This is a genomic window from Staphylococcus shinii, assembly GCF_017583065.1.
Classification (GTDB): Bacteria; Bacillota; Bacilli; order Staphylococcales; family Staphylococcaceae; genus Staphylococcus; species Staphylococcus shinii.
Genome location: NZ_JAGEVL010000003.1, coordinates 17,580 through 40,932 on the forward strand (window position 1 = coordinate 17,580; position 23,353 = coordinate 40,932).

Below are 23,353 nucleotides of genomic sequence, written 5' to 3' on the forward strand. Positions count from 1 at the left end.
TAGAGAGGATTGAGTCAGCTTGAATTCAACTAAAAAAATATTGAAGCGCCCTTTTAATTGGGTTGTCTTTGTTTTTTGCATTATATTTTTAGGAGTTTTTATTTTCACTTTCATGAACGCTAAATTTTATGACATACCTATAGGTCAAATTACCAGTATTGAAAATAAATCTACATCCCAAATCACAGATGAACATCATAACAAAGATACAAAACACAAAGAACAGTTAACAATCAAAATACTCAACGGAAAATACGAAGGTAAAACAACTACCATTCAACATCAATATATTGAGTCACAAGCAGACAGCGAAGCATATTCAACTAATAACAAAGTCCTACTACATATTGATGACAAACTCAATAGCGCATATATCACGGAAAAGAAACGCGATAGCCTAATTGTTGCCATTACAGGATTATTTTTATTAACTGTATTACTAGTAGGTAGAAAAATCGGTCTACAATCTATTTTATCATTAGTAATTAATACAATAGTCGTCGTCTTAGCCATTTATATTCATAATCAATACCCTAGCATCAGTTTATTCGGTTTGATGAGTATAGGCATTTTCATTTCAACAATCCTAACTTTAATATTGGTTACAGGATGGCAATGGCGTACACTTGTTACAATCATCAGCACATTACTCGGGACTTTCATCTGCGTCGGAATCACGCAATTAGTCATACATTTCACTGATGGTTCCGGTATAAAGTTTGAAACAATGAGCTTTTTAACTTTGCCACCTAAAGAAGTATTTCTCGCTTCTGTGTTAATTGGTACCTTAGGAGCTGTAATGGATGTCGCTATAACTATCGCAAGTGGTATGGCAGAAATCTTACGCCGTACACCAGACATCAGCATGACGCGTTGGGCGATAGCTGGACGCAATATTGGGCAAGATATCATGGGCACTATGACTAATATCTTACTTTTTTCGTATTTATCAGGCAGCTTACCAATGCTACTCATTTACTTAAAAAATGCAAATACAGTTACATATACCATTTCTATGAATTGGTCACTTGAAATTTCTCGGGCAATCACAGGGGGTATTGGCATCGTACTAACAATTCCAATCACAATCTTATTGATGCAACTATGGTTTAGAATGAGAGGTGCTAATCAATGAGCGCTATTACAATTTTAGGACTAATATTATTCGTATTAATGCTTATATTCGGCGGTAAAAAGGGTCTTATTTCTTATATGACGCTATTCTTGAACTTTGTCATTCTTTTGATCGCAATTGTCATTATTATATTCGGTGCACCGATTTATCTCGTTACACTTATCTTCTGTATTATCATCGCAGCGTGTAACTTATTTATATTAAATAGTTACAACACTAAAACCAAAGCTGCGTTTTACGCGACTATTTTGACTACAGTGATACTAATCTTGGCAATTTATCTTTCTGTTTCAATCGGTGATTTACAAGGCTTTACGACAGAAGAACAAGACGAGACTTATATTTTTTCAATGAATATTGGTATCGACATGATCAAATTCATGGTCTTTACAATTGTGTTAGCAGTCATTGCAGCCGTGATTGATTTAGCGATTACCATAAGTTCTCCAATGTGCGAATTAAATGAAACGAATCCTGAATTAACTCAGAAAGAATTATTTCATTCTGGCATGCGTGTTGGTAGAGAAATATTAGCAACTTCAGCCAATACCATTTATCTGGCTTATTTTGGTGGCCAACTGACATTATTTTTCTGGTTCTTCAAACTTAATTATTCATTTGGCCATGTAATTAATTCGAAAATTTTTGCGCAAGAATTTATTTCAATTCTTTTAGGCGGGATTGCCGTTGCTATTAGCATTCCAATTACAGCTTGGCTAACTGCTATCTTAATAAAAAGACAAAATATTTCATCTTCACAAAATAATCAACAATCATAACTTGAACCTATCGGGATTAGAACATGCACTTATGCCTATGTCTCGATAGGTTTTTAATATATACAAACTTTCAAACTTGCCTCTCACTTTCCCAATCGTAAAAACCAAAACTTAAGAGCGTCTATTCAATTTATTCAATTCGCCACTGAAATATGCATTTTCCCCATGAACTACATAGTCTAGACCTTGTTCTTCTTCAACTTTATCCGCAGCAAGTTCGCTAAATAGACCAATTACTTTTGCAATAATATATGTAACTAACCCACTAAATATAATCGTTACGACTACTGCCAATATTTGAACCATTACCGCCTGTATATTACCGCCAAATAGCAAACCATTTGAAATGCCATCATTAACTTTTTGTGATTGGAATACACCCGTTAATATCGCACCGATAACACCACCGATACCATGGATTCCAAATGCATCTAAGGCATCATTATATTTTAATTTCACTTTGATATAATTAATCGCAAAATAACAACATACGCCACCTATTAATGCAATTAATATAGCGCTTGTATAATCAACAAACCCTGCTGCAGGTGTGATTGCTACTAAACCTGCTAGCATTCCAGACAACATACCGATTAAACTTGTCGTCTTTTTCATCCAATATTCTATAATCGACCAACCTAATGAGCCTGCGCTCGCTGCTAACACAGTATTAATAAATGATGTCATTGCGATATGATCAAATGTTAACGCACTCCCTACATTAAACCCATACCAACCAATCCATACGAATATGCCACCTATTAATGAAATAATAAGGTTATGCGGTGGTCGTTTATCAAAGTTTTTACCTGCACCTATCATCACTGCTAACACTAGTCCTGAAACACCGGAAGTGATATGTACTACTGTCCCACCGGCATAATCTATCGCACCAAGTTGATCAATCCAACCGCCGCCCCACACCCAATGCGCTACAGGGCTATATACTAAAATCACCCATAAAAGCACAAAAATAAGATAAGGTATAAACTTCATTTTTTCTGCAATTGAACCAGATAATATCGAAACAGCAATTGTACAAAACATCATTTGGAATAACATAAACAATCCCAGTGGCACATGTGGAGCTATTTCCGTTTGCGTATCAAATCCAACATGTTGTAACCCCAAATATGTAAAATCACCTAAGATTGTATTTCCTGAACCGAAACTCAAACTAAAACCGAGTATTACCCATGCGAATGTCACGACTATGATAGCAGACATACTTTGCATAACTGTGTTCAAAACATTTTTAGACTGCACTAAGCCTCCATAAAACAAACTCAATCCAGGGGTCATCAACCATACTAATAACGTACAAAGAAATAAAAATAATGTATCATTCATATTCATAGCACTCACTCCTTTGTAGAAGATCATACCCCCTAATAAATTGGATCGCAAAAATGCGTCACATAAAATAACATACTGTGTTAATTTATGTGACGCACACATTCACTTTTTATAAATTCTGCTTCAAAATATATACAGGTCGGCCCTCTAAAAATGATGTTCCTACGTTTTGATAGCGACATTGTTGATATAATTTTTGAGCTACTTCATTATCCGTATTTACCGTCAAATAGATTTCATTAACATCAGGAAAATATTGCCTTAAATAGTTTGGTAACGATTGAATGACTTTTTTACCATAACCATGACCTCGATAATTCGAATCAATGCTAAATGATCTGAAAAATATCGCGTTTTTATTGTTTGAATAGGGTGCAACGCCATCCCCTTCATGCAATGTAAAGAAACCAACGCATTCCGACCTCGCATTATATACCAATGTTGGGTGGCGTTCCTCATCATTAGTAGCGAGCGTAATATTTTCTTCGGGGGTTTTTGTAAACTTTCTATCTTCCGCTGTAATATTGAACTGCTTTATATCTGAAATAAGCACTTCTTCGTAAGGAACAACGTTAATAGTCTCCTGTTGATTTGATTGCGCATCAATCCATGTTAAAACTGCTGGTGCAATTTTATAGCTTTCTGATTTATGTATCCATTGCATATCTGTAATTTCTTGGTCTGGTTCAATTGAATCCCAATTTATATTTTCTGTTGTATAGTAGCAATTCAGTTCTGTTTGTGTGTTTTTCTGAGGATATGCTTCTCCAACAACCGTTTTAAGATAAACAAAAGAAGACTCTGGTAAATCAAGTCGTAATTCTTCTTGTATTTCTCTTTTTAATGCTTCTGTATGTGATTCATTCTCATCTATCTTGCCACCGGGAAAATAATATTTTTCTCTATTTCTAGCTTGAACAAGTAGTAAATACTCATTAGATTCAATCACTAAACAAACACATTTAATCATTTTTTTATCACTCCATCCCCAATATTAGCAATCTTACTATTTTTATATGAATATCGCTTATGTTATCATATTTCAATATTGTATACATCTTATATTTTAAGCAACATTAGACACTTAAACACCAATCGTAAGTTTATAAAGTGTTATAATATTAAAATAAAGGTGCATTTTTAACAATGGAGGGTTTAACCAAATGGCTAAGAAAACAAAGATCAATCGCATTTCAAATGCTGTTAATTTTGTAGGTATTGCAGTAGAAGGTTTTAATTGGTATGCCTATCAGTCAAGAAACAAAAAATTAATCTATGCTAGTATGGCAATTACTAGCGTTGGCGCAGTATTAGATTTCTATACTGCTTTAAAATCACCGCGTAAATTCGCCAAAATATTTTCAACTTTCACACTTGCAAGTACGCTATTCACAACAGCAAAACGAGTTAAATCTTTACGCAAAGAAAGTGTATAATAGAGCATTACACTTTTCATTAATATTTTGTAACTTCAATTTCGCAAGTCTTGCATTATACTAATTTATTTTAAATGCTCATATAAAAAGCTCGTATTACAGTATGAAATATATAACTGTAGTACGAGCTTTTACTATATTTATTTAGTGAATATATTTATATGATTTAACTTGTGACGCTGGAATTGTTCTATACGTAACAGTACCAGGTGCAGCAGAATAATTCATTTCAGATACAGTGATGCTACCGTTCGAATTTACTGATTCTACAAAAGCAACGTGACCATAATACCCTAAATCAGACTGTAAAATAGAACCTACTGTTGCATTATAATCAATAGTATAACCATCAGCTGCAGCACCAGTGTCCCAATTATTGGCATTCCACCAATAAGTACTGATACCTTTACCGATTTGTGCACGTTTATTAAATACATGCCAAGTACATTGGCCCCAATCATATAAGTTAGAATGATTAAATATAGGTGACTTGTAGCCTGATGATCCTGTAGAACCCGTTGAACCAGAACTGCCAGTAGATGCCGTACCTGATACTTTCAATTTTTGACCAGGATAAATATTAAAATTCGACAAACCGTTTAAGCTCATGATTTTTTGGTATGTCGTTCCATATCTCGCAGCTATTGCTGATAATGAATCACCACTTTTAACTGTATATGTTGTTGTACTTCCACTACTTGTATTTCCTGAAGTATTCGAACTACCAGTAGATGTCGTACCTGATACTTTCAATTTTTGACCAGGGTAAATATTAAAATTCGACAAACCATTTAAACTCATGATTTTTTGGTATGTCGTTCCATATCCCGCAGCTATACCTGATAGTGTGTCTCCTGATTTAACCGTGTATGTCGTCCCAGTTGATGTGTTTGAAGTTGTATTGGAGCTTGATGTTCCTGACACCTTCAATGATTGATTTGGAAAAATAACATTTGAAGTCAAATTATTCAATGACTTCAATTTGTCCACTGAAACATTAAATTTATTCGCTATTGACCATAATGAGTCACCACTCTTAACTTTATAAGTTGTAGCGGCATCTGCGTTTGTTGACGAAACTGCTGCTATGGCACTTGTGCCTATTACAGTCGCAATAATTTTTTTACGCACTTATGTAAACCTCCTAATATATCTCTATTACACTTCGTGTCTATACTCACTCTTTTATTATACAATGTAAAAATGTACATTAATATATTATTTAGATGACATTATGATTACAAACAAGAACATAAAATATAAAAATTGTAATATACAACTTATTTAGGAACGTTCAAAGGTTAATATATTTATATTATCAATACCAAAATAATCATCTAATATCGCCAAATAATTATCACTTGTCACAGTTTTCTTCACTTTTTCACCGTGCTCTGTAATAGTTAGATGGGAATTAGACAATGTTATACGGCCAGTATCAGTCGCTTTACTTACTATTAATTTTTTCACAAATATAGAACTAGGATTGTGTTGGTTATAGGTAATACCCGCTTCAAAGTCTGAAATAGTTTTAGGTACATCCATCGCTCGATATTGAATTTGCCATCCACCATCCTTATACTTACACATCTCAATGGTTTGCGTATCTATATAAGAAGCTTTGAAATAACCATTTATATCACTGATGACTTCTTGAGGATCAGATAAAGGCATAGCCTCTTTAGGTACATCCGCGTACCCAACATCTACTAAATAATTTTGTTGATTTATCGTTACCTTGAGCGCCATGTGAGACCCTATCATTGCCCATCCATCTCCCGTATTAATCGTCGCGGATATCAACTCGACGTCAAAACCTTTTCCAACCAAATAGTTTTTGAAAAGACGATTTTGTTCATAACAAAAACCTCCCCTATGTTCTTGAATAATTTTGTGGAGCATAGCCTCATCATTTAATGCAATAGGTTGCTTATTTTGAACATTTATATTTTCAAAAGGAACATGCGAAACATATTGATGAATATAATGGTTTAATGATAATAAATCATTTTGATTATATTTTTCTGTTTCAACTTCTAAATAATTTTCTAATTGACTGAAATCTGTCATTTTAATTCCCTCCGTCCACACTATCCTGTAATACACATACATTTTAATCCAATAACATTACTGAAAACAATTTTTAGATTTTAAAAAATCGATTAATTCCTGATTTTTTGCAATAATAAATACAGGGATGACAAAATGTATAGGGCATGATAAGTTTGACATTATTCGGATATACAGATAATGTATACTTTCGATACTTTTTAAATAACATCAGAAATCAACACAACTTTATACGTTCTTAAAGTTTTTCATTATAGACGTATGACTAACTATTAAAAATTCTGATTTTTCTAAAATTATAAAAAAATATATCTAGGAGGTCATCACTTGGCTAAAGAACAAGAACAACAAACGAATCCACAAGACTTACGTATACGTAGTAAAGTAATTAGTGAAGGGGTCAGTAGAACACCAAACCGTGCTTATTTACGTGCACTCGGATTTGAAGATGAAGATTTTCAAAAACCAATGATTGGAGTTGCCAGTACTTGGAGCGAAGTTACTCCATGTAACATGCATATTGATGGTCTAGCACGCGCAACAAAACAAGGCATTAGTGAAGCAGGTGCTTCGCCGTTAATTTTTAATACCATTACAGTTTCAGACGGTATCTCTATGGGGACAGATGGTATGCGTTTTTCATTACCTAGCCGTGAAATTATTGCTGATTCCATAGAAACAGTTGTTAGCGCCGAAAACCTTGATGGGGTTGTAGCTATAGGTGGCTGTGATAAGAACATGCCTGGTTGTATGATTGGAATTGCTCGCTTGAATTTACCTGCTGTATTCGTTTATGGCGGAACTATTTTACCCGGAAAATTAGATGGCAAAGATTTAGATGCCGTATCTGCATTCGAAGGCGTTGGACAATATAATAATGGAGAAATTGATAAAGAGGCATTACATAAAGTAGAATGTTCTGCGTGTCCTGGTGCTGGGGCATGTGGTGGTATGTTTACCGCTAACACGATGTCATCAGCAATTGAAGCGATGGGTATGAGTTTACCAGGGAGTGCTTCTCATCCTGCGGTTTCTACAAATAAATCTAAAGATAGTAGAGCAGCAGGAAAAGCTGTTTATAAATTACTTGAAAAAGGCATTTATCCAAAAGACATAATGACTAAAGAAGCCTTCGAAAACGCAATTACTGTTGTAATGGCATTAGGTGGTTCAACAAATGCTATTTTACACTTGCTTGCTATCGCACATACAATCGAGGTAGATTTGACACTAGATGATTTTGAGAAAATTCGTAAACGTGTACCTCATATTGCTGATCTTAGACCAAGTGGTAAGTATGTGATGGCACACCTTGACGAAGTGGGTGGCATCCCTGCTGTTATGAAATTACTACATGACAAAGGGTTAATTCATGGTGATTGCTTAACCGTAACTGGTCATACAGTAGCTGAAAATTTAGCTGAACAACCAGACCTAACTGATAATAAGGAAATCATAAATTTCGAAGAACCTAAACATGCAACTGGTCCACTTGTTATCTTGAAAGGTAACTTGGCTCCTGAAGGCGCTGTAGCAAAAATTTCTGGGCTTAGTGTCACTTATATCAAAGGACCTGCACGCGTTTTCGATTCAGAAACGAAAGCAACTAAAGCCATCCTAAATGACGAAATCAAACCTGGCGATGTAGTAGTTATTCGCTATGCAGGGCCTAAAGGCGCGCCGGGTATGCCCGAAATGCTATCTGCATCCTCTATCCTTGTAGGAAAAGGACTGGGCGAATCTGTAGCATTACTTACAGATGGAAGATTTTCTGGAGGTTCTCACGGCCTAGTGATTGGTCACGCTGCACCTGAATCTCAAGTTGGTGGACCAATGGCACTCTTAGAAGAAAATGATACAATTACCATTGATGCAGAAAAACTTGAAATTAGTTTCGATGTTTCAGAGGAAGAACTTGAACGTCGCTATCAAAATTGGGAAGTTCCACCTCTAAAAGCGACTAGAGGCACACTCGCTAAGTATGCTAAACTTGTTTCTTCAGCGTCAAAAGGCGCAATAACAGACTAAATACCATTATAATATAAGCAAAAAGGTCTTATTACAAAGTGTTTTCTAATACATTGTAATAAGACTTTTTTCTATATAATGTGCATTTATTCACAAAAAGACACTTTAGAATGCGCAATTGTTTATTTATTTTATTTTTAGCCGTTGGCGAATGATTTTTCACAACTTAGGGAATATCAAACAAAATTGAACGCAATTGTATTATATTAAACTTAACAAAACAAAGCGAGGTGAGTTACATGAGCTTTATCATTGATATCATCAAAAAAATCGTTGGTTTATTCACAGGTAAATAATTTCTAGAAATTATTTGAGAGATCGAGGCAGTCAATGTCTCGATCTCGTTTTATTTTATTTTTTATAATGTATGCTGCATTTATTCTCCTACACCACGCCATTCAAGTTTTAATATACCCATTTTAACAGCGTCAAAATATTGCCCATTAACACTTCTTGCTTGTCTAATTCTAGCTTCTTCTTGCATACCAACTTTTTGAGCAAGCTTAATCATTCTTTTATTACCTGACCATGTCGAGATTCCTAACCTATGAACAAAATCTTTCTTAAATAAATAATCAATCCATAGTTGAAATACTTCTGTCCCAATACTACTTTCCCAATAATCACTATTGTAAATAACAATACCTATTTCTAACCAATTAGTATTTTTATCTATCCAATATGAACCGACAGTACCTATGAAATTGCCATTCATCATAATTGCTAAAGTGCTTTCTACATTTGAATAGATATAGCGGTTTTTCTCTAGCTCGTTAATAAATGACGATTTATCTATTTGCGGTTCCTTGATATAAGGACCATTCCACTTTTTAGCGTTTTGTTCAATTTCTTCATATTTCCAATAGTATAAATCATTCATAATCTTTTCATTAAGCGACTCTAAAGTTCCCTTTGAAAATTTTATCACTATATCACTCCTAACTATTATGAATTAGTATACTTTAATATGACCTATAATTAAAACGCAAAAAGGAGCTAGACATAAATCAATAATTACCAATTGATTTCAGTGCCTTGCTCCCCTGCTTATAGACATTATCATTACTTTGTTAAATTTATTTTTAGAAAAACAATGTTTTAATCACACGGAATAATGATCCTAATAAATCAAATAAATCTCCAGTCATGACATTACCTCCCTTATTAAAATTCAATTTTTGTTTAAGCATCAAATTGCTCGTTACGAACTAAATCTGCTGCTAAATTATGCCAAAACTGTTGCAACTCTTCAGTAGGATGATTGGAATCAGTAGAATCTTGTCCAACAAAATCAACATGATCCCAACCGTGTTTAATTGGAGTCACTTGCCATATACCTTTTTTTACTTCATTTGTAGCTTCCGTAAAAGCTTGATTAAATGGATGTTGTGATGAAATAGTAGATACTAATCCGTCATTTTCACGCCACTCTTTTTCTGCAGCTTTACCAATTACATTACCTGTTATAGTAAATGGTAGAAACATATTAATATCTGATTTTTGATTTCCAAGCAAAGTAGGTCTTGTTGATTCTCCAGTATAAGTTTTGTAGATAATGTTAGGATTTAACGATGTGTTTTTATTTAATTTAGCGGCGCCTTCTCTAGTCAAATCATAAAAACCATTATCCTTTGTTTTCCATAACCCGCTATTTTGAACACGCTGTACATACTGAGCATATGTTTCTCCTTCTCTTTGTTTAAGCCCCCATTGGCCAAATCCAAAGTCTACTTTTGAGTTTTTATTACCTTTGAATTTTGCATAATCAAAAGCTAATTGTCTAACAAGAGCCTCATTACCTAATGCATCTGCAGCATGTGTACCATTATGCGGCGTACCTATAGTAGTAATTGAATTCACCATGTTATCGTGCTTTCCCTGGAAGAGTGGAGAAATGTTACCGCCATGTTCTTTTTGATATTCTATTTCTGCTGGGTTACCATTACGTAATAATTCCTCAAGTTGCCTTACTGTTTGACCGCCCATACTATGAGCTACTAAGTGCACTTTTTTACCTGGTTGCCAATCTTTATATACACCTTCATATGTTTTACCATAACGTTCGTGACCGTATTTTTCGGCATGGGCTGCACCATAATCTACTGTACCGCCCTTGATATAGTAATAAAGCTCTACAGCACGATCATAGTTACTACTTAATGCACCAATACTCGCTTCGTATGTTTCATAACCATTACTTTCTAAATCTTGACGAATATTTAATTTATCTCCACCCCAATAATGTGCTAATACTGATGGGTTAATATCATCAGTAAAACCATTGAAACCATGAACTAAAATGATTGGGTCTTGGTTTTTATACTGTCCTTGTTTTGCAGCTTTATTAGGTTGTTCATTCGTTTTTTCTACATTTTGTTGCGTTTGGTTCTTCGGCGTTGCTACCGCATTTTCTTTCAATGTATTTAATGCTTTGTCAGGATTATCCTTATTATCTTGTTCTGAATCATGGTCCACAGTTTGATTTGGTAATTTATCTAAGGATGTTCTCTCATTTTTATTTTCATCATTTTTAACAGGTTCATTTAATGGCGTCTGATTGTTTTCTACTACTTTGTTTTGTTTAGCGTCTTTATAATTCACATGATTTTCTTGTTGCTTTAATTTATCTTCTGCATTAAATTCTGGGTCTATTTCTACCTCTTCTTGTTCTTTCACTTTGTCTTTTGCATTAAATTCTGGATCTACTTCTGTCTTTTCCTGTTCTTTCGATTTGTCTTCTGCATTAAATTCTGGGTCTATTTTTGACTCTTCTTGCTCTTTCGCTTTGTCTTTTGCATTAAATTCTGGATCTACTTCTGTCTTTTCCTGTTCTTTCGCTTTGTCTTTCGCATTAAATTCTGGATCTACTTCTGTCTTTTCTTGTTCTTTCGCTTTGTCTTTTGCATTAAATTCTGGGTCTATTTTTGACTCTTCTTGTTCGTTCACTTTGTCTTTCGCATTAAATTCTAGATCTACTTCTGTCTTTTCTTGTTCTTTCACTTTGTCTATTGCGTTAAGTTCTGGATCTACTTCTGTCTTTTCCTGTTCTTTCACTTTGTCTTTCGCATTAAATTCTGGATCTACTTCTGTCTTTTCTTGTTCTTTCACTTTGCCTTTTGAATCGTTAACTTTATTTTCAGCGTTTTGTTGATCTTTATGTAAGCTAGTATGAGTTGCTTGATTGTCTTTTTCATCATTCATTTGTGTCTTATCATCATTAACCGGTGTATTTGTGTTGTCATTCACTAAATTTTGATGTTCATCATCTCCCAAATGATTCCCACTACTTTCTACTTGTGTGCCCGCTTCATTTTGCTTATTTTCTTCAGCAGCTTGTACAGTTCCTATATTCAAAAATAATAATGAACCAATTAAAATGGAAGAAGCGCCGACAGCAAATTTACGTATACTATATTTATTTCGTTTCTTCTCCATATCCAACACCTCTAATTTTTATGATTTTAAAACACATCTCATTTACAAAGGACAAACTAGATGAAAAAATTAATAATAAAACGCGGTATTAGTTCAAAAAATTTACCTATCAATGCTTTCATACCACTCACTCCTTCCGAAAGAAAGCGCTTACATTGTTTGAGAAAAATTTTATTTATCAAAAGAATTTCCAATCAATTGTTAAAACATCTCGATAATTAACAACAAAAACTTTCAATAAATAATTTAATTAGATTTTACTAAATAAAGTATTTTTAGTCAATAACTGATTACAATTAAATGATGCACAATAAAAAATCCCCGGAGCGTTAAGCAGCGAGGATTTTCCATAGTTATATAAATTGAGCTACGAATATCAACACAATAACTACTGGTAAAATAAATTTAATTAAGTAGTACCATGGCATAAATAATTTAAATCTATCTGTTCCAAAATGTGTTTTTAAGTCATTTTTATCTAATAATTGACCAACTACAAGCGTCGTTCCTAATGCGCCTAATGGCATTAAAATATTTGATACTAAAAAGTCCATATTATCAAATATTGTTCCAGCACCAAATTGAATGCCACTTAGGCTACTAAATGACAAAGTGGCCGGTATACTAATGATAAATACTAAAATACTTGCATAAATTGCTATAGCTTTACGTTTTGAATTATCATTTTTAGTAAAGTTTGAAACATTTAACTCAAGTAATGAAATCGATGATGTCAGTGCAGCAAATAAAAATAGAATTAAAAAGATAAAATAAAACCCTTGTCCATAGGCCATTTGATCAAATACTTGCGGTAACACTTTAAATAATAATCCAGGTCCCTCAGTAGGATTATATCCAAAAGCTGCAATAGCAGGGAATATCGCTAAGCCTGCTAAAATAGATACCAAAATATTCATTCCTACAATTGAAACAGCAGATGTCTTAATTGTCATCTCTTTTGAAGCATAGCTCGCATAGGTAATCATTCCTGTCGTTCCTAAAGATAACGTGAAAAATGACTGCCCTAGCGCAAATAATACACCTTCCATAGAAATATCTTTTAATCTAGGTTGTAATATATATTTTAAACCTTCAATCGAACCTTCTAACGAAAGTGATTTAATTACGATGATAATTAGAAAAATAAATAATAGTGGCATCATAAATTTAGAAGCTTTTTCTAACCCTTTTTCTACACCCATCATTACAATAATCATTGTTAATAGAATAAAAATACCTTGTCCCGTTATCGTTAACCATGGATTTCCTATAATTGACTCAAACTTTATACTTCCTAATGTATTATCGCTAAAAGTCACTATTTGGAAAGCTACATTCAAGATATAGATAATAATCCAACCACCTATAACACTGTAAAAGCCAAATAATATAAATACAGCTAAGTTACCATTCCATCCAATAATATTTAGCCATTTCTTTTTAGTTAATTTTTCATAAATTTTAGTCGTGTATGTTTTACCCATTTTTCCGACTGTAAATTCCATCATAAGTAATGGCAATCCAACGAAAATGGTAAATACTAAAAACATTAATAAAAATGCGCCACCGCCGTATATCCCAGCCATATACGGGAACTTCCACATGGCACCTAGCCCTATCGCGGAACCAGCACTTGCTAAAATAAACCCTGTCGAGGATTTCCACTGTGATTGTTTATTCATAAATTCTACATCCTTTATATTTTACAAAACTTTATTGCGTTAAAGCGTTTGTGTGACATAGCATCTACTATACCATTTTTCCATATTTGACTCAATATGTTTTTTCGACTACTAAAGCTACAAACTTGCCATTACAGTCATTAAGCAAATTAAAAACTTTTGAATATTTCATGACTTTTCCTACTTGCAATACTTTAAATATTAAAAATTATCTGACATTTCATTGAATAAACTGATTATTTATGTTAAAGTAGCATGTGTTTTGTGCAAGATAATCTCCTTGAAATTGAGGTATATAAAAATGAATAAACTTATCCTAATTTCTGGTCTAATGTTATTCTCATTTTTCTTTGGCGCCGGAAATTTAATATTTCCACCTATGTTGGGTTACACAGCTCAAGAAAATATGTGGGTTTCAATGACTGGATTTGCTATTACTGGTATATTACTACCTTACTTAACAGTTATTGTAGTTGCCTATATGAATGGTGGCGTAGAAAGCATCGGTAACAGAGTCCATCCGGTATTCGGTACGGTCTTTGCAATCTGTATTTATTTATCAATCGGTGCATTATACGGTATTCCTCGTGCTGCTAACGTTGCCTATGAAATTGGAACCAATCATATATTACCCGTACATAATCAATTCACTTTGATTGTGTTTTCATTAATATTTTTCCTTATTGTTTATATTATCGCTTTATATCCAAGCCGCATTATAGATAATTTAGGTAAATACTTAACGCCAATTTTAATAATTATTATCGCGCTTTTATGTATATTGGTAATAATTAACCCTGAAGGTTCAATTGGGCAAGCAAGTGGTGAATATGCTCAAACCCCACTAGTGTCAGGTATTCTACAAGGATACTTTACGATGGATTTAGTAGCCGCCCTTGCGTTTTCCGTAGTTATCGTCCAAATGTTTAAATTAAATGGCGTTGATAATCAAAAAACACTCGTCAAGCACGTGATTAAAGCAGGTTTAATATCAGCAGCTTTACTGCTCGTTATTTATTTTGCACTTGCTTATGTCGGAGCTACAACAAGTCATCCTGGATTCAAAGATGGTACAGATATTTTAACGTTTAATTCTTTACGTGTGTTTGGATCTATTGGTAATTTATTATTCGGTATTATTGTTATCCTAGCATGTTTAACTACATGTATTGGCTTAGTCAATGCCTGTGCTGCATTTGCTATGAAAAAATTACCTAAAATATCTTATAAAAAGTTCGTATTGGTATTCTCTTTACTTGGTTTTATCGTTTCAACACTAGGTTTAGAACTTATTTTACAAATCGCTGTTCCATTATTAACATTTATTTATCCAACATCGATTGTATTGGTACTGATTTCTTTAGTTAGTATTTTCATTCCATTTGAAATGAGATTTGCTTTTATCTTACCGACTATTGTGACACTCGTTATCTCAGTGCTACAAATACTAAATGATTTCAACTTATTTAAATCGCTAAATGCGTTATATCAAAAGTTACCGTTAGCTGATATTCAATTAAGTTGGTTGTTACCATTTATCATTTTAGTTATTGTCGGTTTAATTATTGATTTTTTAAAAAGAAATACTGTAAAGCCATCATAATCTTGAAAACTTTTAACTGTTAATATCTGAGACATAAGTAATAGTCTTTAGACTTTTTTTAATACTTGTGTTTTAACATAGAATTTAAAGGGAGTGAAGATATGAAATCATGTTATTGAATTCATATCTTCACTCCTTATTTTTAATATGATATCTGAGGATAATATCTATTGAATTTGTTATGATAGCTAATAATTAATTAAAGCAATATTCCATATAAATAAAAGAATGGAGTTTTAATATGAATGAATTCAAAGATTTTTTAGAGTCTATTGATAATGCATCACACAAAGAGAAAATGGAAGCTATTTTCAATTGGATTTCAGAAACATTTCCAAACCTTGAAACTACAGTAAAATGGAACCAACCAATGTACACAGATCACGGCACTTTTATCATTGCGTTTAGTAAATCAAAAGCACATTTCTCAGTAGCACCTGAACCAAAGGCATTAGCTGAATTCACTCAAAAAATAAAAGCCGCTGGTTACTCACAGACGAATAATTTATTTCGCATAAAATGGGAGCAAGATATTGACTATGCCTTATTAAAAGAAATCATCCAATACAATATCGATGATAAGACTGATTGTGCAACGTTTTGGCGAACGTAATCCAAACATTTTCAACATTTAAAAAAAGAGACCCTCTAACTTCATGAAGTAGGATCTCTAATTTACCTCAGTACAAAAGTTTTATAACTTTTGCTTACTGAGGTTATTTTTTATTTTTCTGTTGTTTGGTTATTGTCGTCATTACGATTATCTTTTATTTGATTTGGAGTATCTTCAATAGACACTTCATCGTTGCCCTTTTCTCTTTGTTCTAAAGACGTATCATCATTTGTTTCTTCATTTTGTTCGAAAGCATACGTTTTCTTTTGATTTGAAACATTTTCAAGCATCTTAGTTAAATTAAAACCGGTCATTTGGTTTAAACCTTCTTCGGCGTTAGCCATTTGGGCAATAATACCTTTTGATAATGAATTGACACCTTCACCATTTCCACCATCTAAAATACGAATATTTTCAACATTAGATAATGGCTCAGCCAACGCTCTAGCAAACTCAGGCATTGTTTTAATCATCAATTCAGCTAACATAACATCTTTATTCTCAGCAAGCGCATTCGCTCTTTCTCTTAAACCGTCAGCCTTGGCTTTCTCTTGTTCTCTGATAACTTCTGCTTCAGCTTTACCTTCTTTAAGTCGTGCTTCATAAGCAGCTTCAGCTTGCTTTATCTTAATTGTTGCATCTGTTTCTGATTGTTGACGACGCACGTCATCTTTTTGACGTTGAATATGTACATCATTCTCACGTTCCATCTGTATCAAATGTAACTCATTTTCTTTTTCGCTACGTTGAACGTTTAATTGTTTTTCTTTGATTTCTAAAGCTCTAGATTCTTTTTCTAACTGCCCTGAAGCTTCAGCTTGGGCTTGAGCTTTATTTGTTTCACTTAAAATAGCTTGTTCTTTTAAATCTTTCTCTCTACGTGAATCTGCAACATTCATTTGACGAGATATTTTTTCTTTCTCAGTTAATTCAGTATTCTCAGCAATTTTCATTTCAGTTTCGCGTGCCGCATCACTTTCGGCAATGTCAGCTTTTTTCTTAATTTTAGCAATTTCAGGTTTCCCTAAATTCTCTAGGTAGCCTTCGTTATCGCTAATGTCCGATAGCCCTAATGACGTAATAGTAAAGCCCATATTGTTAAGTTGTTCTTGAGCAACTTCGGTTACTTTATTATTAAATGCCTCTCTATCTGAATTGATTTCCTCTACTGTCATTTTAGATAATATTGCTCGTAAGTTGGTGTTCAACACTTGTGATATTTCTTCAGATACTTCATCTTTTGATTTCCCTAAGAATTGTTCAGCATATTTAACAATACCTTGTAATTGATCTGCAACTTTAACTGTAGCAACTGCTTCAGCCTCTATGCCAACACCAGCTTTGGTCCACACAACCGGCGTTTTAATTTCCAATTGGAAAGATTTCAATGATATACGTGTTGATGATTGGAACATTTTCATTCTATAACCGCCACCACGGACCACTCTCATATGACGGCCTTCATCATCTTGATAAACATTAGATTCAGTTTTTGGATTACCAATATTTGGTCCAGTAATAATTAAAGCTTCGTTGGATGGCACCGTTTTAAATCTTGCTTTCATATAAAGATACCAAACTAAACCACCAAATAGTATCAGACCTATGATAGTAGCAATACCGATTAGTACTAATAGATTCATGTCACTCGTCTCCTAATTTGTTTTATATTTTGATAAATTCTAAATAAACACTCCATATATCACTTTATTATAAATACAATAATAAGTATATATTTAAAATGAATAATCTTTAAATCTATTCAAAAACTTTTGATATTAATTTGATTGCAGACTAATATCAAAACAACAAAAAGTGAGTTTAAGGCATTTCTCATATTTTAATCTTTAACATAGTATTTGCATTAGTTTGGAATTCATAATCAACTTTTACTTCTTCTATTTTACAACCTAGCTCAGACAAATACTTTATTATATCGTCTAGCTTCTCATAACGTTCACCTTTTAAATTAACAATTGGAAAAATACGTATTTCTTTTTTAGTTACCCTTAACATTTCATTTATCGTCTGTTTATGAAAATTATAATCAAAGTGATCAGCGTACATAAATAAAAAATGCGCAGATAATAAGATATCAAATTCATTATTTTTATATGGTATCTTGGGCAATGAGGCTACTTTATATGATTTAGGATATTGTTCCATATCATAAATACAATCTGTTAATGCTTGCATTCTATACCTCTTCAAGTGGCTGATATTCTTAAAGTAACTCCAACAATAATTTGATTTTGATGATTGCATCTTCTCCATAGCGTGCTTTAAATCATCTTTCCCCTTATTGTATAATTCTGTAGCATTAAAAGTATATGCAATATCGCATGCCTCTATATTCAAACCCTTGTTTCTACCTATCGCTGTAAATGAACATGCACCAGCAGGGCAATCTAATATTTTTTTGCCTTCCAAGTCAGCTAAATGTAATCTAAACATATGTAAGTACTCTTCATACGTACGACCAATAAAAATAATCCGATCAATCTCTAGTTTCGTACTTTCTCCCTCTTCGCTCATTTATATATTCCTTGTAATTATTACATAAGTCTAATGAAATTTTTAATCATGCTTACATATAGTTTCTAATCCATTAAGCGCTACAATTTTGTAATATTTCAAAGCTCGCAGTTGTTCTTTATTAATAGGCTATATAATCAATTCTATACTCGTTCACACTAATTTTGTATCATCACCTATAACGTCCATTTGATCAACGTAGATGCATAAGCTAATCCACCGCCAAATCCAACTAATAAAACTAAATCACCTTTTTTGATTTTATTCTCTTTGACTGCTAGATCGATGGCCAACGGAATTGTAGCAGATGACGTATTGCCATAGTATTCAAGACTTTTTAATGCTTTATCTCTTGCTATACCAGATTTATCACATATAGATTCAATCATTCTAGCGTTCGCACTATGTGGTACAAACCAATCTAAATCTTCTTTCGTGTAATTGGCTTTATTCAAAGTCTGCTCAATAATTCTCGGTACATTGCCTACTGCCCATTTGTAGACACCACGGCCATTTTGGACAATAAATCCTGGATTTTCTAACGCTTCGTCAAACATTGCTTCAGATAATTCCGAACAATATAAATTATGACCTTTTTTACCATCTGAGCCGGCATCACTGGCTACAAAACTCGTTTCATCTTCACTATATTCTACTAAAAATGCACCCGCGCCATCTCCGAATAATATGCATGTGCCACGATCTTTATAGTCTGTAATCTTAGATAATGTTTCTGCTCCTATAACTAAAACTTTCTTATTTTGACCTGAAGTTATGAGACCATTTGCAATATTAAGACCATAAGTAAAACCAGCACAAGCCGCATTAATATCTATTGCACCTGCATTTTCCAACTCTAACTTAGCTTGTACATAAGAAGCGACACTTGGCGTTTTATAATCGGCTGTCAACGTTGCATTAACAATCATATCCACATCACTTAAATCGACTTGATATTTCTCTTGTAAATCCAACACTGCTTTATAACTAATATCACTTGTATACTCGTCTTCTTTTGTAATTCTTCTTTCTACGATTCCAGTTCTTTGTTGTATCCATTCATCTGACGTATCTACTATATTTTCAAAATCATGATTATCCATTATTTGTTCTGGAACGTAGGAACCCTGTGCAGTAATTTTGGCAAACGAATTCATATGATCATCCCCTTTGACTATAATAATTATATATTTCCATATTATTCATGCTACTATTTTCACAAACAAATTTAAATGATAATTTTAATTATAAATTTATAGATTTAAATAAAAAAATCATCAAAAAGCTTGCTTGATATTGCGCTCTAAGGTTTATTGTTGAAATATATTCAAAGGAGGTTTTATAATATGGGAAAATTCAATAGTTTAAATGACAAAGTTGTAGTAATTGCAGGCGGTGCAAAAAACCTTGGTGGCTTATTAAGTAAGAATTATGCTGAGCAAGGAGCCAAATTAGTGATTCATCATCACGATGAACAATCTTTGGATGAAGCTCAAGACACTCTTGCACAAGTTGAATCACTAGGCGGTGAAGGTACATTATTTTCTGGTGATTTAACACAAGTGAGTAATGTTGAATCCTTATTCCAGCACGCTCAAAATACTTTTGGAAAAATCGATATTGCTATTAACACAGTAGGAAAAGTGCTGAAAAAACCTATTGCTGATACGAGCGAAGAAGAATTTGATAACATGGCAGATATTAATGCAAAATCAGCTTATTTCTTTATAAAATACGCTGAAAAAGCTATGAATGACAACGGTAAAATTATCACGCTGGCAACTGCTTTACTTGCCGCCTATACAGGATTTTACGCTACTTATGCAGGGGGGAAATCGCCCGTAGAACATTACACACGTGCAGCATCTAAAGAATATATGGACAGAGGCATTTCTGTTAATGCTGTTGCTCCTGGACCAATGGACACACCCTTCTTCTATCCTCAAGAGAGCGAAGAAGCGGTCGCATTTCACAAATCACAAGCACTTCATAACCAACTAACAAATATTGAAGACATTGCGCCCATTATTACTTTTTTAACCACAGACGGTTGGTGGATTAATGGACAAACATTATTTGCAAATGGTGGTTATACTACGCGTTAATGTATTTAAAAATTAGGAGGTTATTAAACTATGTATTACTTTGTAGCAATCTTTAAAGATACTGAAACAGAAATACAAATCATTTCAGAAGAAAGTGTTATCGACGACAAGCGCATTACAATTCCTAATGAAAATTATGTGAATGCTTTAGCCAAAGAAATCATAGAATTATCTCATCAAAACCAGTTGTATCATAATGATATTAAACGCATCGGTTTATGTATCAATGATTATACGTTAGTAGGCTACGACACAATGGACGACTTACAAAAAGATTTAGCATCCACATTTGGCTTTGAAGCCATAATTGACAATAATTATGAACATTTATTAGCAACACTTATTAAATAATAAAAAGATTTAAATTCAAATGCAATCATTCTATAAAAAACTACAAAATGGAATTTTCACAAGTTTTTAGTATTTCTTAATTCATATGTTTTATGCTCGTCAGATATATTATAACCTTGTGTTTTAAGAAGGCAGGGGTATGAACATAACGTTTAAGTTGTGTGACCTTCCTGTCTTTTCCTTTTAGGAGGTAAAAGTATGCAAGTTAAAAAAGCAGCTGAACAATTAGACATGAGTGAACATACGCTTCGCTATTATGATAAGGCCGGGCTTTTCCCTTTTGTTTCAAGAAATCAAAATGGTTATAGAGACTTTTCAGAAGAAGACTTATATTGGATTGAATTTATAAAATGCATGAGACAGACACATATGCCTGTCTCAAAATTAAAGGAAATCGCTGAATTGTATCATCAAGGGAGTACTACCAAACAAAAGCGTAAAGAAATATTTTTAGACCATCAGCAAAATTTAATAGAACAAAAAAAGATTATTGACGAAGGTCTGCAAACACTAGAAGAAAAGTTCAAATTGTTAGAAAGTGAATAAATTCAATGTTAGAAGGAGCTATAACTTATAGCGCTAGACTTCCGCAAAATATTAAAATGCAATTATTTTCATTCTATTTAATGTTACATAGCGCTCTTAATAGTCTTCAAAAAATGCAATAATATCTTGCTCAACTTCAAGGTGACCTTCACCATGTGTCATCAAATGCTTACACATTTTGTAACCTTGAACTTCCTTTTGTTCATGTTGAATTTGGTTATAGATATAGTCGGCGCTCGTCTTATATGAAGCGTCATCTTGTTCACCATATTTAATAGTGATCGGAGCAGTGACACGATCTAAATTTGACATGACGTTTTCAACTAATAATTGAAATTTTTGGAGTGCTGGACCATAGTTTGGAATTTGTTTTAATTGCGTATCAATTTCTGCTTGACCTAGACCTAATAAGTGCCCTATACGCTGACCATAATCTTCAAGTCTACCAGAGAGTCCCGCATCACTTTTTCTGTATGGCGTTGACATAATAGCTACAGCATTAATATCACACTGTTCTGCCAGTTTCAATGACAATATGCCACCTAAAGACACACCACAGACATTTATTTGCGAATAACCTTTATCTTGTAAAAATTGATAGCCCTCTATCGCGTCATCTAACCAGTCATCTACATCATAGTCTATCAATGTCTCTAGCGTAAGCCCATGACCTTTATATGGCGGCACATAACATGTGAAACCAGCTTTGTTCAGTTTTGACGCCAACAACTTTACATCGCGAACTGTGCCTGTAAATGAGTGTAGTAATAATATAGCTTTTTCTGCTTCATGATGCTCTAAAAATATCGGATTTGGTGCTTTTATGTTTATCATCTATTGTCACTCCAAGTTTTAGTTTCCTATTGTATTGTAATTGAAAATTATCCTTTACTCAAAATTATCCGTTTATATATTAATATTCCTCGCTAAAACATAAACTCCCTTTAATACCACATATCGCCATGTCGTTATATTAAAGGGAGTTTATATTTAAATATTTACACACTTCTCTTAGTTTAATGTTATTGAGACATATTAAAAAATTGCAATTCATAGATTGCTTTATCATTATACGCATTAAAGCTATCTATTTTGCCGTTTAAATATAACTCTTGTGTTTTTCTACTAACATTATGTTGGTATGACAACTTAACGTTCAAATCAGATTCATAGCCATTATTTTGGATAGTACTTTCAATTTCAGAAAACACATCTTTATTTATTGGCAATAAATATCCTTCTTTACTAGGTAAGATGTTGACGTATTTTGTCTGTAACACGTCTTGTTCGCCTATATAAATTTCAATTTTTATATTCTTCGCAGCGCCGCCACCAAGGTTATATAGCTTTAAATAATCCTGCTCTGAATGACTATCAATACCAACGTTTTTCAATTGTAATTGATTCGTATCACGTGTAATCAAAATTTGATTAAAACCAAGTGCTGGTAAAAAGCTGATTTTCATTTGATAAAGCTGCACACTTACTGAAATAAAGTAAAACAGTGCCATAATAAAAGTTCCTAAAGAACCTACTGCTGATATAATATTTATCATTATTTTAACTCCTCCACATTTTTTTATTGAGAGGCAGGATAAATATTGTAACATATATTGAATTACAAAAAAACGAGCTACTTATAAAAGTAGCCCGTCAACTAAGAGGAGTCTGTATACATG

Annotated in this window: 21 protein-coding genes; 9 read left to right on the forward strand and 12 right to left on the reverse strand. The window is 33.2% G+C overall.

Translation table 11 applies throughout. The annotated features are described in order from the left end of the window. Nucleotides 1–19 precede the first annotated feature (19 nt). Both J5E45_RS04050 and J5E45_RS04055 read left to right on the forward strand, forming a co-directional pair. Complete coding sequence (locus J5E45_RS04050) at nt 20–1,135, forward strand: YibE/F family protein (RefSeq protein WP_069793403.1); 1,116 nt, start codon at nt 20–22, stop codon at nt 1,133–1,135. After that, nucleotides 1,132–1,914, forward strand: a complete 783-nt coding sequence (locus J5E45_RS04055) for a YibE/F family protein (RefSeq protein WP_039068509.1) — start codon at nt 1,132–1,134, stop codon at nt 1,912–1,914. The genes J5E45_RS04050 and J5E45_RS04055 overlap by 4 nt, the downstream gene beginning before the upstream one ends. A 111-nt stretch (nt 1,915–2,025) precedes the next feature. Here the strand turns inward: J5E45_RS04055 and J5E45_RS04060 are convergent, their stop codons facing one another. Both J5E45_RS04060 and J5E45_RS04065 read right to left on the reverse strand, forming a co-directional pair. Beyond that, nucleotides 2,026–3,270, reverse strand: a complete 1,245-nt coding sequence (locus J5E45_RS04060) for an ammonium transporter (protein WP_119585747.1) — start codon at nt 3,268–3,270, stop codon at nt 2,026–2,028. 109 nt (nt 3,271–3,379) lie between these two features. Further along, entirely contained in the window at nt 3,380–4,240 is an 861-nt protein-coding gene (locus J5E45_RS04065) for a GNAT family N-acetyltransferase (RefSeq protein WP_208181638.1), read from the reverse strand. Nucleotides 4,241–4,433: 193 nt separating this feature from the next. On the opposite strand from J5E45_RS04065, the gene J5E45_RS04070 reads away from it, so the two are divergent. Then, on the forward strand, nt 4,434–4,706 hold the full coding sequence (locus J5E45_RS04070; protein ID WP_208181639.1) for a hypothetical protein: 273 nt from the start codon (nt 4,434–4,436) through the stop codon (nt 4,704–4,706). 144 nt (nt 4,707–4,850) lie between these two features. Here the strand turns inward: J5E45_RS04070 and J5E45_RS04075 are convergent, their stop codons facing one another. Together J5E45_RS04075 and J5E45_RS04080 are read right to left on the reverse strand one after the other, a co-directional pair. Further along, complete coding sequence (locus J5E45_RS04075) at nt 4,851–5,837, reverse strand: LysM peptidoglycan-binding domain-containing protein (protein ID WP_208181640.1); 987 nt, start codon at nt 5,835–5,837, stop codon at nt 4,851–4,853. A 153-nt stretch (nt 5,838–5,990) separates the two neighbouring features. Beyond that, on the reverse strand, nt 5,991–6,776 hold the full coding sequence (locus J5E45_RS04080) for an arylamine N-acetyltransferase family protein (protein WP_208181641.1): 786 nt from the start codon (nt 6,774–6,776) through the stop codon (nt 5,991–5,993). A gap of 327 nt (nt 6,777–7,103) precedes the next feature. On the opposite strand from J5E45_RS04080, the gene ilvD reads away from it, so the two are divergent. After that, the gene (gene ilvD, locus J5E45_RS04085) at nt 7,104–8,804 is read left to right on the forward strand and encodes a dihydroxy-acid dehydratase (protein WP_039068502.1); all 1,701 of its coding nucleotides are present in this window, start codon (nt 7,104–7,106) and stop codon (nt 8,802–8,804) included. A 376-nt stretch (nt 8,805–9,180) separates the two neighbouring features. Here ilvD and J5E45_RS04090 read toward each other — a convergent pair whose 3' ends face one another. The 3 genes from J5E45_RS04090 to J5E45_RS04100 form a co-directional block, all read right to left on the reverse strand. Beyond that, nucleotides 9,181–9,732, reverse strand: a complete 552-nt coding sequence (locus J5E45_RS04090; RefSeq protein WP_039068500.1) for a GNAT family N-acetyltransferase — start codon at nt 9,730–9,732, stop codon at nt 9,181–9,183. Between the two features lie 254 nt (nt 9,733–9,986). Beyond that, complete coding sequence (gene lip / locus J5E45_RS04095; protein ID WP_208181645.1) at nt 9,987–12,239, reverse strand: YSIRK-targeted triacylglycerol lipase; 2,253 nt, start codon at nt 12,237–12,239, stop codon at nt 9,987–9,989. 353 nt (nt 12,240–12,592) lie between these two features. Next, nucleotides 12,593–13,921, reverse strand: coding sequence for a sodium-dependent transporter (locus J5E45_RS04100; protein WP_119585737.1), 1,329 nt, complete (start codon nt 13,919–13,921; stop codon nt 12,593–12,595). Between the two features lie 301 nt (nt 13,922–14,222). Here J5E45_RS04100 and brnQ point away from each other — a divergent pair, with 301 nt between their 5' ends. Together brnQ and J5E45_RS04110 are read left to right on the forward strand one after the other, a co-directional pair. Then, nucleotides 14,223–15,524, forward strand: a complete 1,302-nt coding sequence (gene brnQ, locus J5E45_RS04105) for a branched-chain amino acid transport system II carrier protein (RefSeq protein ID WP_039068494.1) — start codon at nt 14,223–14,225, stop codon at nt 15,522–15,524. A 241-nt stretch (nt 15,525–15,765) separates the two neighbouring features. After that, nucleotides 15,766–16,137 (forward strand): iron chaperone, encoded by a 372-nt coding sequence (locus J5E45_RS04110; RefSeq protein ID WP_069792918.1) that lies wholly within the window; start codon nt 15,766–15,768, stop codon nt 16,135–16,137. A gap of 110 nt (nt 16,138–16,247) precedes the next feature. On the opposite strand, the gene J5E45_RS04115 is transcribed toward J5E45_RS04110, so the two are convergent. The 3 genes from J5E45_RS04115 to J5E45_RS04125 form a co-directional block, all read right to left on the reverse strand. Beyond that, the gene (locus J5E45_RS04115; protein ID WP_069792919.1) at nt 16,248–17,780 is read right to left on the reverse strand and encodes a flotillin family protein; all 1,533 of its coding nucleotides are present in this window, start codon (nt 17,778–17,780) and stop codon (nt 16,248–16,250) included. A gap of 190 nt (nt 17,781–17,970) precedes the next feature. Next, nucleotides 17,971–18,672 (reverse strand): class I SAM-dependent methyltransferase, encoded by a 702-nt coding sequence (locus tag J5E45_RS04120; protein WP_208181647.1) that lies wholly within the window; start codon nt 18,670–18,672, stop codon nt 17,971–17,973. 176 nt (nt 18,673–18,848) lie between these two features. Next, the gene (locus J5E45_RS04125; RefSeq protein WP_039068490.1) at nt 18,849–19,829 is read right to left on the reverse strand and encodes a ketoacyl-ACP synthase III; all 981 of its coding nucleotides are present in this window, start codon (nt 19,827–19,829) and stop codon (nt 18,849–18,851) included. 189 nt (nt 19,830–20,018) lie between these two features. On the opposite strand from J5E45_RS04125, the gene J5E45_RS04130 reads away from it, so the two are divergent. The 3 genes from J5E45_RS04130 to J5E45_RS04140 all read left to right on the forward strand — a co-directional run bounded on the left by J5E45_RS04130 (nt 20,019) and on the right by J5E45_RS04140 (nt 21,674). Beyond that, the gene (locus J5E45_RS04130; protein WP_069792921.1) at nt 20,019–20,777 is read left to right on the forward strand and encodes an SDR family oxidoreductase; all 759 of its coding nucleotides are present in this window, start codon (nt 20,019–20,021) and stop codon (nt 20,775–20,777) included. Between the two features lie 30 nt (nt 20,778–20,807). Next, nucleotides 20,808–21,128 carry a hypothetical protein gene (locus tag J5E45_RS04135; RefSeq protein ID WP_101050888.1) on the forward strand — a complete coding sequence of 107 codons (321 nt, stop codon included), beginning with the start codon at nt 20,808–20,810 and terminating at the stop codon, nt 21,126–21,128. A gap of 198 nt (nt 21,129–21,326) precedes the next feature. Beyond that, on the forward strand, nt 21,327–21,674 hold the full coding sequence (locus J5E45_RS04140) for a MerR family transcriptional regulator (protein ID WP_039068487.1): 348 nt from the start codon (nt 21,327–21,329) through the stop codon (nt 21,672–21,674). A gap of 96 nt (nt 21,675–21,770) precedes the next feature. Here J5E45_RS04140 and J5E45_RS04145 read toward each other — a convergent pair whose 3' ends face one another. Together J5E45_RS04145 and J5E45_RS04150 are read right to left on the reverse strand one after the other, a co-directional pair. After that, on the reverse strand, nt 21,771–22,508 hold the full coding sequence (locus J5E45_RS04145) for an alpha/beta hydrolase (protein WP_069792923.1): 738 nt from the start codon (nt 22,506–22,508) through the stop codon (nt 21,771–21,773). Between the two features lie 188 nt (nt 22,509–22,696). Next, entirely contained in the window at nt 22,697–23,230 is a 534-nt protein-coding gene (locus tag J5E45_RS04150; RefSeq protein ID WP_069792924.1) for a hypothetical protein, read from the reverse strand. Nucleotides 23,231–23,353 lie beyond the last annotated feature (123 nt).

Bases quoted from the DNA above. Each gene is read 5' to 3' on its own strand.
- J5E45_RS04055 (WP_039068509.1), top strand. From the start codon at position 1,132: ATGAGCGCTATTACAATTTTAGGACTAATATTATTCGTATTAATGCTT.
- J5E45_RS04060 (WP_119585747.1), bottom strand. From the start codon at position 3,270: ATGAATATGAATGATACATTATTTTTATTTCTTTGTACGTTATTAGTA.
- J5E45_RS04065 (WP_208181638.1), bottom strand. From the start codon at position 4,240: ATGATTAAATGTGTTTGTTTAGTGATTGAATCTAATGAGTATTTACTA.
- J5E45_RS04070 (WP_208181639.1), top strand. From the start codon at position 4,434: ATGGCTAAGAAAACAAAGATCAATCGCATTTCAAATGCTGTTAATTTT.
- J5E45_RS04080 (WP_208181641.1), bottom strand. From the start codon at position 6,776: ATGACAGATTTCAGTCAATTAGAAAATTATTTAGAAGTTGAAACAGAA.
- lip (WP_208181645.1), bottom strand. From the start codon at position 12,239: ATGGAGAAGAAACGAAATAAATATAGTATACGTAAATTTGCTGTCGGC.
- J5E45_RS04100 (WP_119585737.1), bottom strand. From the start codon at position 13,921: ATGAATAAACAATCACAGTGGAAATCCTCGACAGGGTTTATTTTAGCA.
- brnQ (WP_039068494.1), top strand. From the start codon at position 14,223: ATGAATAAACTTATCCTAATTTCTGGTCTAATGTTATTCTCATTTTTC.
- J5E45_RS04110 (WP_069792918.1), top strand. From the start codon at position 15,766: ATGAATGAATTCAAAGATTTTTTAGAGTCTATTGATAATGCATCACAC.
- J5E45_RS04115 (WP_069792919.1), bottom strand. From the start codon at position 17,780: ATGAATCTATTAGTACTAATCGGTATTGCTACTATCATAGGTCTGATA.
- J5E45_RS04120 (WP_208181647.1), bottom strand. From the start codon at position 18,672: ATGAGCGAAGAGGGAGAAAGTACGAAACTAGAGATTGATCGGATTATT.
- J5E45_RS04125 (WP_039068490.1), bottom strand. From the start codon at position 19,829: ATGAATTCGTTTGCCAAAATTACTGCACAGGGTTCCTACGTTCCAGAA.
- J5E45_RS04130 (WP_069792921.1), top strand. From the start codon at position 20,019: ATGGGAAAATTCAATAGTTTAAATGACAAAGTTGTAGTAATTGCAGGC.
- J5E45_RS04135 (WP_101050888.1), top strand. From the start codon at position 20,808: ATGTATTACTTTGTAGCAATCTTTAAAGATACTGAAACAGAAATACAA.
- J5E45_RS04140 (WP_039068487.1), top strand. From the start codon at position 21,327: ATGCAAGTTAAAAAAGCAGCTGAACAATTAGACATGAGTGAACATACG.
- J5E45_RS04145 (WP_069792923.1), bottom strand. From the start codon at position 22,508: ATGATAAACATAAAAGCACCAAATCCGATATTTTTAGAGCATCATGAA.
- J5E45_RS04150 (WP_069792924.1), bottom strand. From the start codon at position 23,230: ATGATAAATATTATATCAGCAGTAGGTTCTTTAGGAACTTTTATTATG.